General features: G+C 48.1%; 10 protein-coding genes. 2 read left to right on the top strand and 8 right to left on the bottom strand.

What is annotated here, in order from left to right:
* Nucleotides 1-403: 403 nt before the first annotated feature.
* Both NG796_RS03645 and NG796_RS03640 read right to left on the bottom strand, forming a co-directional pair.
* Entirely contained in the window at nucleotides 404-763 is a 360-nt protein-coding gene (locus tag NG796_RS03645) for a DUF4087 domain-containing protein (RefSeq protein WP_261204552.1), read from the bottom strand.
* A gap of 135 nt (nucleotides 764-898) precedes the next feature.
* Nucleotides 899-1,849: a DMT family transporter gene (locus NG796_RS03640; RefSeq protein WP_261204579.1), complete on the bottom strand. Its 951-nt coding sequence runs from the start codon at nucleotides 1,847-1,849 to the stop codon at nucleotides 899-901.
* A gap of 278 nt (nucleotides 1,850-2,127) precedes the next feature.
* Here NG796_RS03640 and NG796_RS03635 point away from each other — a divergent pair, with 278 nt between their 5' ends.
* Both NG796_RS03635 and NG796_RS03630 read left to right on the top strand, forming a co-directional pair.
* Nucleotides 2,128-2,472: a hypothetical protein gene (locus tag NG796_RS03635; RefSeq protein ID WP_261204551.1), complete on the top strand. Its 345-nt coding sequence runs from the start codon at nucleotides 2,128-2,130 to the stop codon at nucleotides 2,470-2,472.
* 304 nt (nucleotides 2,473-2,776) lie between these two features.
* Nucleotides 2,777-3,472 (top strand): pentapeptide repeat-containing protein, encoded by a 696-nt coding sequence (locus NG796_RS03630; protein ID WP_261204550.1) that lies wholly within the window; start codon nucleotides 2,777-2,779, stop codon nucleotides 3,470-3,472.
* Between the two features lie 114 nt (nucleotides 3,473-3,586).
* Here the strand turns inward: NG796_RS03630 and NG796_RS03625 are convergent, their stop codons facing one another.
* The 6 genes from NG796_RS03625 to NG796_RS03600 all read right to left on the bottom strand — a co-directional run bounded on the left by NG796_RS03625 (nucleotide 3,587) and on the right by NG796_RS03600 (nucleotide 12,161).
* Nucleotides 3,587-4,456 carry a pentapeptide repeat-containing protein gene (locus NG796_RS03625; protein WP_261204549.1) on the bottom strand — a complete coding sequence of 290 codons (870 nt, stop codon included), beginning with the start codon at nucleotides 4,454-4,456 and terminating at the stop codon, nucleotides 3,587-3,589.
* 66 nt (nucleotides 4,457-4,522) lie between these two features.
* On the bottom strand, nucleotides 4,523-6,016 hold the full coding sequence (locus NG796_RS03620; RefSeq protein WP_261204548.1) for a BamA/TamA family outer membrane protein: 1,494 nt from the start codon (nucleotides 6,014-6,016) through the stop codon (nucleotides 4,523-4,525).
* 133 nt (nucleotides 6,017-6,149) lie between these two features.
* Nucleotides 6,150-6,734 carry a pentapeptide repeat-containing protein gene (locus NG796_RS03615; RefSeq protein ID WP_261204547.1) on the bottom strand — a complete coding sequence of 195 codons (585 nt, stop codon included), beginning with the start codon at nucleotides 6,732-6,734 and terminating at the stop codon, nucleotides 6,150-6,152.
* Between the two features lie 290 nt (nucleotides 6,735-7,024).
* A complete protein-coding gene (rpsU, locus tag NG796_RS03610) occupies nucleotides 7,025-7,204 on the bottom strand; it encodes a 30S ribosomal protein S21 (protein WP_015146781.1) in 180 nt (59 codons plus the stop codon).
* A 250-nt stretch (nucleotides 7,205-7,454) separates the two neighbouring features.
* Nucleotides 7,455-7,790, bottom strand: coding sequence for an RNA recognition motif domain-containing protein (locus NG796_RS03605; protein WP_261201333.1), 336 nt, complete (start codon nucleotides 7,788-7,790; stop codon nucleotides 7,455-7,457).
* Between the two features lie 348 nt (nucleotides 7,791-8,138).
* Nucleotides 8,139-12,161, bottom strand: a complete 4,023-nt coding sequence (locus tag NG796_RS03600) for a non-ribosomal peptide synthetase (protein ID WP_261204546.1) — start codon at nucleotides 12,159-12,161, stop codon at nucleotides 8,139-8,141.
* Nucleotides 12,162-12,177 lie beyond the last annotated feature (16 nt).

Below are 12,177 nucleotides of genomic sequence, written 5' to 3'. Positions count from 1 at the left end.
TTATACAATGGAAATCTATCTTGAATTACGACTTATAAGATAGTTCTTCCTTATCAATTTTACTTTATCACAAAAAATTTGATAAGTCTAGGGTTTTTCCCAAAAAAGTCGCGATTTTTTTGTTGGAATCAGACTTTCTCAACTTGACAATTTTTGATATGATTATACAATGGAAATCTATCTTGAATTACGACTTATAAGATAGTTCTTCCTTATCAATTTTACTTTATCACAAAAAACTCGATAAGTCTAGGGGTTTCCCCAAAAAAGTCGGGGGTTACCCCAGTTCACCCATGCCCCGAAGTTTGCTCTTTCTACAAATGCGATCGCGTTTTTGGATTGCTGCCGAATCTAGTGTTATGGCAGGAGCAAAGTTTAGAATTTTCCTAGAGCCCGAGAAAGGTTACCGAACGGCTGGTAAATCTGGATCAGTGCGGCAAACGCTCAACTCTAGGGCTTCACCACCTTCAATCCGAACAATTCTTTGACGTTCGCTATCGGTGACTACTTCTAAACAGGCGCAACTGTACCCATAATAACCGTTAGTCCTAACAAATTGTTCGGCACTGAGGGCTGTTGGAATATTTTCCATACCTTGTGCTTGATATCCACCCTGCGCTCCAATAGTCCAGGTTGCATCTCTATCTGTTAACAACCAGTTTGCTGGCGTTGGATTTTTCAGCCAACCACATCGGAGTTCCGTTGCCGTGGCAGGAAGTGTGGCTGAAATTAACGCCAGGGTAAGCCATCCAATTTTTTGCATAGTTGTGAGATTTTGCACCTGATTTATAATAGTGCAAGATAGTCCTTCCTTATCAATTTTACTTTATCACAAAAAAATCGATAAGTCTAGGGGTTGGCGAAAAAAAAGTCGCGATTTTTAGGAATTTTAGTGAGATTAACGCCAGAGGAATAAGAGGGCAATTCCAACAAGAGAGACAATCGCACCGAGAATGGCGCGAATGCTAACGAATTCCCCGAGGGCGATCGCCAGGGGTAAAACAAAGATTGGACTGGTGGAACTGAGGGTTTGGGCGATGCCTGCGGGAGCGAACTTGAGGGAAATCTGCTGTAACCAAATCCCCAGATAGGTGCTAAAAAATGCGGTGACGAACACGATCGCCAATAGACGTTGTGACCCTAATCCCGAGAGGACTTGGCGACCTTGTTTCCATAACATCCACAGAAATAAGAGGGAAACTCCCGCTAACAAGCGAATCAAGGTACTCCATAAGGGGTCGATCGCTGTTTGTGCGAGAGCAGCGCGCGAGAGGACCGCTCCCACTGCCTGAGCGAGGGCCGCCAGTAATCCTAAACTGATTCCAGGCAGCAGGCGGGTGGTTGTGTTAGTTCCAGAAACCCGTTCAGCAATTGTCCAAGCAACGCCAATAATTGTAATGAGTATCCCACCCCAGGCGATGAGGGGGAGTTGTTCCCCTAAAAAGAGGATGGCGAGTAAGGCAGTGAAGGGGGGTGCCAAGGTGTGAATTAAGAGGGTGCGCCTTGCGCCGAGTTGATTGAGGGCGGCAAAAAATACGGTATCCCCAAAACTAATGCCGATTGCGCCACTGAGGAATAACAGGAACAGGGGGAAGGCGAACTCGTTGAGGGTATCGAAGGGAGAGGAAAACGGGGGGAGGAAGGCGGGGGAATCGAGCGCAGGCAATAGGAAATCGCGCAGGAAGAGGGTGAGCAGCAGCAGGGCGATCGCCACGACTCCTTTACTCAAATTCAGCAGCATCGGCGGAATTTTTTGGCCGAGGTAACCGTAAACTACGGAAACAACTGCCCATAATAATGCCGCACTCATGGCGGCGAGCTCACCTTTAAATTCGGCGATCGCATTCATTCGGAACAAAGGATTAAATTAGGGTTCTATTTATAATATCAGGTTTAGGCAGTAATCCGGCGATCGCTGGACTTATTATGGGTCCATTTATTAGCACTCTCAAGCCTAGAGTGCTAATAAATATTCCGGCGATCGCACCCTGAAGGAATAGATTTGTCAAATTCAATCTAAACTTCTAAAATAGAAGGAGATCTGGTAACAGAGGTAACGATTTTTTGCTAAAAACCCTGATATCAAAGACATATTAAAACAACACTAGAAAGCGGGAGGATGTGGCGATGGAATACACCTTCGACATTTTAGGGGTTTCCCCAATTTTATATTTTTTTAACCAACAACAGGATAAAGTCATCACCGATTCAGGAGTCGGAGTGGAATATCTGGGAACTCCCAAATGTACCCTAGATGCCTTTATTGATTCTGTCCAGACCGTTTCTCCCTCTAAGGAGTGGGATTTAGATGGAGTCGTGCAAACGGTGATCAACTTTTGGATGCATAACCCCGATAAAATTGGCTATTGGAAAGGACGGTTAGAAGATGCGGGAGATCATAATTTATTAGTAGCTCGGGTGGCAGACATAGGCTCATTGCGGGCTACGTTTGAATCGATTCTGAATCATTAACCCCGGATAAAAGCTGAAGTTCGACGTTAACGATTTCAGTCGTTGTTCCCCAGTAAATTAAGGAAACTCTCTCCCAACTCCCTAAATCGGAGGACTTTTCAGAAACTTGTCCATGAGAGTTCGTCCATGAGTAGATTCACTCATGGACGAACTTTCATGGGTCAGCCGGGGGATGACGGGTGATACCGATCGCCTTGAAGCAACGATCGCGATCGCATTGAGTGTTCGATAAGAATCACGGAAAAAGTATCCATAATGCCTGATAATAGATGGTATGAGGATAGGTGATGGGGAGTGTAAGAGCATGAAATCAGGTATATTTGCGATCGCTGCATGGACAATCACAATCACGATGAGCGCCACAATGACAGCACCAGCCGTGGCGGAAAACCCAGAACACCTGAAACAGTTGCTCGAAACTAACCAGTGTCAGGGATGTGACTTGAGCGGAGTTAATCTCGCGGGTCAAAATTTACGCGGGGCGAACTTAGAGGGCGCGAACCTTAAGGGGAGTAACTTAGAGGGCGCGAATCTGAATGAAGCCTATTTAGTGAATGCCCAGCTTATGGATGCTTCATTACAGGGGGCGAGTTTGATTGCCGCAAGACTGCATGGAGCGAATTTGGAGAATGTAGACTTATCCCGGGCTAACCTCACACTAGCGGGGATGGTGATTGCGAATTTAACGAATGCGAATTTGCAATCGGCGAACTTAGTCGGTGCCAACCTAGAGAGTGCCGAACTGGTGGGAGCCAATCTTCAGAACACGATACAGTCTGTGGGGAATGAGCTTCAGTTTAGCCTTGAAGATGGCGGCCCCTATCCCTTTGATATCGCGGGGATCAACCTGCGCGATGCCAATCTCACTGATGCGAACCTGATGGGTGCAAACCTGATGGCGTCGGATCTCACAGGAGTTCAGGTGAACTATGCCAATCTACAGCAGGCAAAACTAGACGGTGCAAATCTGCCACAAGGATTTACGATTTCTAAATTTTAAGGGGCGATCGTCGCAGAGGGTAGACTAAGTACCTGCGAAATTGTGAGATGACAGAGAATTGAGGAGCGATGAACTCTCAATTCTCTGTTTTTTTAGGGCTAAAACCGACACTGTTTAAGGTGCAGATTTTTGTTGTTCGCTCAGAGCGGTACTGCCATCCGGGGCGATCGCACCGCGCAAATCAGCCTCAGCAAACTCCGCATCCGTAATTTTCGCACCGAGTAAATTAGCCCCAAGGAGATTCGCTCCGGTTAAGTTAGCCCCACTAAGGTTGGTATTCTCCAGATTGGCGCGAGAAAGGTCCGCCCAAGTCAGGTCCGCGCCGCTCAAATCCGCGCCAGTGAGGTCCATTCCACTGAGTCTGGCCCCAGAGAGGGTGGCATCGACTAAGGAACACTGAGGGCGAATCCAATAAACTCCAGCGCAGTTCGGATCGAACTCCTCATCAAAGCAAGTATCTGGATCACAGAGAGCAGCACGCAGGTCCGCCTCACTTAAATCCGCTCCCCGGAGGTCAGCAGAACGGAGATCAGCGCGGTAGAGATACCCTTGGGCAAGGTTGGCATCGGTGAGTTTGGTCCAGCGCAGGTCCGCTTTATAAAGATAGGCGAGGGATAAATCTGCTTTCGGGGCGATCGCATAAGCATTTCTCCCGTTTGGATCAAACCCGAGGGGAAACTGAGTTTGGCTATTATAGAGCGCCTGAGAAATATCCGTCGCCCCCATATCGGCCCATCTCAAATCCGTCCCTCTGAGGTCAGATCCTTTTAAATAAGCCCCTCTGAGGTCGGCTCCCTTGAGGTCCGCCCCTCGAAAATCCGTCCGACGCAGATAGGCAGAACTGAGATTAATTTCCTGCAAGATGGCATCGCGAAAAACAGCTCGACTGAGATTCATGCCACTCAGGTGCGCCTCACAGAGATTGACCTTGGAAAACAGTCTCTCTCCTTGAGCATATTGGGTTAGGAGTTGATTAATGTCCATGAATAGGATGGAAAGGAGTAAATTGATGGGTGAGGGTGGTTCTAAGTCACGGGAAAGAGTCCGGTTTTAGAAGCGTTCCCCAATCTTAAAAATGGCGCTAAGATCTCGTTGATCGCTTACGGCAAATTCCAGACGCACAGGACCAAAATCTGTGAGTAATCGCACCCCCAGACCTAACCCGAAGCCATTCCCCGGTTTATTTCGCACTTCCCCGGGTTCGCCATAGACGGAATCTCCTGAACCAAGATCGCTGGCAAAATCACCAAATACGGTTCCGCTTAAGGCGGAGGAATAGGGAAGATCTAAGTCCTCAATCAGGGGAAAGCGATATTCTACAGTGCCTTGGATATAACTTTGTCCGGTGCCGATTTCGCCATCTTTATACCCCCGCACGGAGTCGCTACCGCCCAGATTAAAGGCTTGATAGGGTGGGACATCGCCGAAAATGGTCCCTCCTTGGAGGTTAAAGACAAAGGTTTGGTTTTGAAAGGGGACAAATTGGGTAAAACTGGCACTTAATCGGTTAAATAGGATATCAGCACTGCCAACGGGGATGGATTGTTCGGTGGCGAGTTGAAAGCGATAGCCTTGGGTAGGCCATTCGCTACTGTTTCGGCGATCCTGAAACAGTCCTAGGTTAAGGGTGACGATGGTATCGAGACCTTGCTCGCTGAAGGTTAGGGGATTGCCAAGACGATCGCTGGCGTAGAGGCGATCGGTAAAAGCGGAATTGCGAATAGCAACGCGCTGGTAGCTGGCTCCTGCGGAAACCACAACGCCGGATGGGGTGACAGGTTGGTAGAAGGTAAAGCTTCCTCCCAGGCGATCGACCCAAGCTTCGTGATCATGAATCAGATTGACTTCGCGATCGCCTTCAAGAAACTGGGATTCGGGCGATCGGGTGTTAAATAACCGAACTTGATACCCCGGATCGAAGGCTCCCGACTCTAGCCAGGGGTCGGTATAGCGCAAAGTGGCCCCAATAGTGCGCTCCCCCCCTTCCAGACGCAGATCTAGGGTGTGGTCATTTTCCCCCAGGTTGGTCAGAATCAAGTCAAGGGTCCCATGAATCCCTTTAATCGAGCTATAGCGAGGTAAGGGAACGATCGCAAAATCCGGTTCTTCATCCAGTTGTTCTTCAATGGTTTCCAGTTCCGGACGCTGAGGCTGAATCGGGGGATTTGGGCGCTGTTGGGAAATTCCCCGTTCTAAACCCTCGCCTTTTAAACCCTCTGCCGAATAGGAGGACTGGGGGCTGTCCAGGGAGGGGGTTGCAGGCAGCAACCAATCCCCTGCCGGGGGATAGAGAGATTGAAGATTCAAAGGGGTTGTTTCTGCTCCTTGTCCCCAAGCAGGGAGGCGAGGGATTAAAAGGGCAGAAGTTGCGCCTAGCACCAAGGCTAGGACTTCTAGGGATTTATACAAGATGATATTCGCGGTCATGCCGTTGACTCCCACAGACTCCAAGATTGTGTCGGTTGCTCGTTCTGGCGATCGAGTAACCGGACTGGATAAAGCATTGATTGGGGTCGGTGGAAGAAGTACCTGGCAGGTTTGCACCCCAACCGATCCCTAAATCTCCTCTATCTTAGGCATTTGTGGGACCGGCGATCGCATTGGGAAGATTGCCCGGGTTTTTTATTGATGGAGGAATCGTGACAGAAAGGCGATCGCCCCGGTGAACTCAGGGGGTTTACAAATAATGATGTCCATCGGGAAGAATGGTATTGTGGAGATTCGCACCATAAAGATTGCTGTTCCAGAGATTCGCCCCGAGTAAATTCGCATCGCTTAAATTAGCCCCCCCAAAATCAGCAGCAATCAGGTTCGCACTGCTCAGGTCCGCTTCTTGTAGATTTGCACCGATAAAGATCGTACTGACGAGATCCGCACCGGAACAATCAGTATTTGAGAGATTGGCATTCATTAAGTCGGCCTTATTGAGGCTCGCTTTCCACAAACTGGCTCCCTGCAAATCCACGCGGTTTAGATCCGCTTGCCCCAGTTGAGCCAGCATCAGATTAGCACGAAGGAGTAAGGCATCACTGAGATTGGCTTTTTTCAACAGGGTTGCCGTCAATTTAGCATCGGTTAAATTGGCTCCACTGAGGTTGGCTCCATTGAGATTCGCCCGACCTAAATTAGCATCGCTCAGGTTGGCCCCCGCGAGGTTGATTTCAGGCAACTGAGCGCGATAAAGGTAACAACGGCGCAAATCGACGCCCGGGAAATCTCGTTCTCCTTCTCTGTAGCGATTGAGAAGTTCATCAGTATCCATCAGATTTGTTGAAGAGTGATAGGACAGAAAAAAATGAGAAGATAACAGCCCTGATTTCCCGTTATTTTGCCCTAAGTTGTGACGGTTTAGATCCGACCCTTTTCCCCGGATGCAGTCATCAGATTCAACCTTAACTGTACCCGATCCCAGAATAAAGCCGCCCACAACCTATCTTGCGCTTTGGTGCTGAGGATCGATGCCTTGGCTCACAGCGTCCGGACATTTCCTTAAGGACCAGCAAGTGTGGACGGCCAACACCAAAAATAAATATACGGCGATCGCCGTTTTAATTAACGATAACGTCTCTTGCGTCGCGCAGCACTGGCCTTGCGTTTACGCTTTTCCTGCGGGGTTTCAAAATGGCGACGGCACTTAACATCTGCGAGGATCCCCGCCCGCGAGACTTGCCGTTTAAAGCGACGTAAGGCAGATTCAATGCCTTCGCTTTCTCCTACTAAAACTTGGGTCATTCTTACTCCTTTTACTAGAGGTCCATTGGCTGTGAGATAGCCTCAAGTCAGAACTTTACAGTTCTTATTTTACTTGAGGCCAGCAAAAATGGCGGCCTATCTGTATTATGCCCTAACAGGGTTGACGATAGCCCGCACGCCAGGGTGAGTATCTAATATCAAAGTGTGCAGATGAGGAGATATCCTAGCGAAATGATGCTAGATGGTTTTCACCACACCTCTATGCTGCTACTGATTAGGTTGGGGAGAATTATCTGTAACCGCCACCGCCTCCGCCGCCGTAACCACCACGTCCACCACCACGGTTACCACCGCCACCGCCGCCGCCGCCGCGTTTGTTATCGTCGCGGGGTTTTGCTTTATTTACCTTGAGATCACGCCCCATCCACTCAGCGCCATCCAGCGCTTCAATGGCAGCGGTTTCTTCTGCATCGGTGTCCATTTCAACAAAACCAAAGCCACGGGGACGCCCTGTTTCCCGGTCCGTGGGAAGGTTAACTCGTTTCACCGTACCATATTCAGCGAAAACGCTGTTTAGGTCTTGTTCGGTGACATCGTAGGATAGATTGCCTACATAAATCGACATGGAAAGCCTCCAAAAGTTTAAGGGGATTCAGTTTCATCAGAAGTACCTGCCGACGAAGCCGATTCGGATTGATCCGGAGGCAATTCTGGAGCAAATAGCAAAACTCATTACTGAATCAGATTTTTCTTCACTACTTTAACATACTGCCCCAAGGTCGGTAAGTGTTTTTGTTTGGGGAAATTATTCGGGATGGGGAGAGGGGGGATGGGGGGGATGGGGAGGATGGGGAGGATGGGGGAGATGGGGAGGATGGGGGAGATGGGGAGGATGGGGGAGATGGGGTTTTGGGCTAATTTTGGGCTAATTCGTCAAAATTTTGTCAAGAAGCCCGGGGATTTGGCTTTTACTCTACTTAGATTCTAAGCATTCCCGGAGGCGATCGGCCAGATGTTGCACTTGGGGCTTTCTAAGGATGGTGAGGTGGTTCCCGGGAATCCGAATCAGTTTTATGGGTTCGGGGGTCAGTTGGTCCCAGCCCAGGGTTGGATCCTGACCCGAGGCGATCGCCCGATCGCTGGAAGCCATCAAGGTGATGCGATGAGGATAAATCGAGGGGTGATAGTCTAAAACGGCTTGACTATTGGCTTGAAAAATAGGTAAAAGGGGGCGCAGGGCGACTTCCCGTAAGATGCGGCGATCAGAGGTGGAATGCAAGGATTGCGCCAGGGTCGTTTGGGCGAGATAACGGTGTAAAAATTTGAACAGGGGATGCACTCGTTTAGGGAGGCGATCGCCCCTGGGGGGAAATTCCGCTTTCTCCCGCTGTTTTCCTTGTGTCATCAAATAAACATAATCCCGCAAAAACGGCCAAATCGAACTCGCTGCCGTCGTCAACAAAAATTTACATCCCTGCCAGAGAGAGGGTTGATGGCTGGAAACTGGGGCGAGGGTATCCAACACCGCCAGTAACCCGACGGCATGACCCGCTTTTTGTAATTGTTGTGCCATTTCAAACGCCACTAACCCACCAAACGACCACCCCCCTAAGAAATAAGGACCTTCCGATTGTATAATCCGTATGGCTTTAATATAATAAGCGGCCATGTCTTCAATGCAAGTTAACGGAGGAGATTTACCGTCGATCCCTTGGGGTTGTAAGGCATAAAAGGGTTGATTTTTTCCTAACTGTAAGGCTAATTCATAATAAGGAAAAACCACGCCTAAAATGGGATGAATGCAGAAAAAGGGGGGATTGGTTCCTTGAGTTTGAATGGGAACTAAGGGAGAACAAGGGAGGGAATCAAGTTCACAGAAGAGACAATCTGCTAATCTTTGTAAAGTGGGATTGAGGAAAAGCGCAGAAACGGGTAATTGTTGTTGGAATTGCTGGTTAATTTCAGTTAAAAGTCGGACGGCGAGGAGGGAATCACCACCTAAGTCGAAAAAGTTATCATTCATCCCCACGTGATCGCGCTTAAGCAGGGTAGCCCAAATGTGAGCTAAGGCGGTTTCACTGGGATTACCCGGGGGGATAAATTGCCCGGGGTTGAGAGTTTCAGGGGAGGGGAGTTGGGTACAGTCAAGTTTGCCGCGATCGGTCAGGGGTAGGGAGTCTAGCACAATCCACTCCTGGGGAATCATGTATCCAGGTAATGTTTTTCTGAGAAAACTTTGCAGTTTATTGAGGTTAATAGCTTGATTGCTGTCCGGCACAAGATACGCAACCAGTTGACTCCGCTCTTTACTAACAATAACTCGGGCTTCTTTTATGTTAGTATATTGGGTGATAATTGTCTCAATTTCTCCTAATTCTATCCGATAACCGCGAATTTTAACTTGATGGTCCAGGCGGCCTAAAAACTCTAAGTTACCATCGATTCGATAGCGGGCTAAGTCCCCAGTTTTGTAAAGCCTGACTGTTTTTTGGGGAGTAAAAGAATGAGTAATAAACCGTTCGTTGTTTAATTGCTTGCGGTTGAGATACCCTCGGGCTACTCCCTCCCCTGCAATATAAATTTCCCCTGTTATACCAATAGGAACCGGCTGCAAATTGGCATCCAAGAGATAAACTTGAGTATTAGGAATTGGGCGACCAATGGGCAGGTTCTCAGTGGTGTCAGTAATTTCGGCAACCGTTGCCCAAACGGTGGACTCAGTTGGACCATAGGCATTGAAAAACTGGCAAGAATTAACCCAGGGTTTCGCTAATTCTGGGGAACAGGATTCTCCGGCAGAAATTAAGGTATGAAGGGCCGGTAATTCTCCGGGCGTTAAGGTGGCTAATACAGCGGGAGGCAGGCAGGCATGAGTAATAGAAGTTTCTGTTAAAAAGGCCATTAAAGCGCTTCCGCCATAGCGGGATTCTTCGTTGGCTAAATAGAGGGTTGCGCCGGTACTCAATGCCATGACAATTTCAAAGATTGAGGCATCAAAACCGAGGGATGCAAATTGTAAAATACGGCTATGTTTATCGAGTTTAAAGACTTGATGCTGGGCGATGATTAAGTTGTCCAATCCTCGGTGTTCGATTAAGACGCCTTTCGGTTTTCCAGTGGAACCGGATGTGTAAATCACATAAGCAAGATGATTGGGAGTGATAGGATAAGTGAGGTTTTCGGGACTTTGTTGAGCGATCGCCCCTTGGTGTTGGTTTAAATCCAGGATGGAGACTTGGGAGGAAGTCAGAGAGGGAACAAAGGGCGATCGGGTCAGTAAGAGAGAGACTTCGGCATCGGATAGGATAAAATTTAGTCGTTCTGGGGGATAGGTGGGGTTACAATAGAGATAGACGCCGCCTGCTTTGAGAATGCCTAGGATACAAGCGACGGCATCGATGGAAGGGGGTAAACACAAACCCACTAACTCCTCGGGTTTAATTCCCAATTGTTGTAGATACCGGGCAATTTGATTGGATTGGTGGTGTAAGTTTTGATAAGTGAGAGATTGTTTAGCAGACACGAGGGCGATATGATGGGGCGATCGCTGGACTATTTCCTCAAATAAGTGCAGAAAAGAGGGATGGTGGAGTTGGGGTTGAGGAAGGGATGGATAGGCAGGAGAATTAAATTCAAATAGCAAGCAGTCCCGTTCAGCGGGGGTTAAAATCTGCAAGTCTGAAATAGGTTGATTCGGGTCGGTAACAATTTCAGCTAAAAGGGTTTGAAAATGTCCTAACCAGCGGTTGATTGTGCTGGATTTGAACAAATCTGTACTATAAATGACTTGACCTTTAATTTGGTCATATTCTTCCCATAAATTAACCTCTAAATCCAGTTTAGCTGTGGCAAGGTCCCACTCTAACAGGCTCAAGGTCAGTCCAGGCAATTCTAGGGCATTTGTTGGCGTATTTTGCACGCTAAAACTGACTTGAAATAGGGGATTTTGGCTCAAGTCTCGCTGAGGATGCAGTTCCTCGACTAGCTTTTCAAAGGGTAAATCTTGGTGGGCGTAGGCGGCAAAGGCCAACGATTTGACTTGAGTTAATAACTCCAGAAAGGTCGGATTTTTGGATAAATCCGTTCGGAAGACTAAACTATTGACAAAAAATCCGATTAACCCTTCTATTTGCTGATGATTGCGGTTAGCAATGGGAGACCCGACGGCAATATCGGTTTGTCCGGTGTAACGATAAATTAACGTTTTAAAGGCCGCGAGTAAGGTCATAAACAGGGTGGTTTCTGTTTGCTGACTTAACGCTTTAATCGAGGCAGTTAATGTCGTAGAGAGAGCAAATAGTTGTTTTCCCCCTCGATAACTAGGAATCGGGGGCCGAGGGCGATCGCTAGGGAGATTGAGGGGGGATAAATGCTGTAATTGCTGTTGCCAATAGCTTAATTGGGTTTCCAAAAACTCTCCCTGCAACCGTTGCTGCTGCCATTCCGTAAAGTCAGCGTATTGCAGCGGCAGATCCGGCAAAGGGGAGGGTTGCTGATGGGCAAAGGCGGTATATAATATCCCCAGTTCCCCCAACAAGATGCCAATAGACCACCCATCGGCGACAATATGATGAAAATTCAGCAACAGAATTGAGTCCGTTTCACTCCGCTGTAATACCGCAATCCGCAGTAAAGGGCCGGTGGTTAAATCAAAGGGTTCTTCTGCCGCTAAAGTTGCCAACCGGTGCGCTTCTAAGTCCCGTTGCGATGGGGGAAGATGCTGCAAGGCGATCGCCTTCACGGTAACCGTCAATTTCGGGGAAATGACTTGCACAACTTGTCCCTCTAAAAGAGCAAAAGTCGTGCGTAAGGTTTCATGGCGGCGAACAATTTCATTAAAACTTTCTTCTAAAGCAGATAAGTTGAGGTTTCCCGTCAATTGAATTGCTGCGGAGACATTATAAAATGGATTATCTGGCGCTAATTGGTTGAGGAACCATAACCGTTGTTGGGCGAAGGATGCGGGAAAGACAAAAACTTCGGTTTCTTGACTCATGTTAGGTGAACTTTCC

The sequence above is a fragment of the Laspinema sp. D2d genome (genome assembly GCF_025370755.1).
Lineage (GTDB): Bacteria > Cyanobacteriota > Cyanobacteriia > Cyanobacteriales > Laspinemataceae > Laspinema.
Note: the sequence above shows the minus strand (reverse complement) of the source record. Positions and strands in the feature narration are given on the sequence as shown.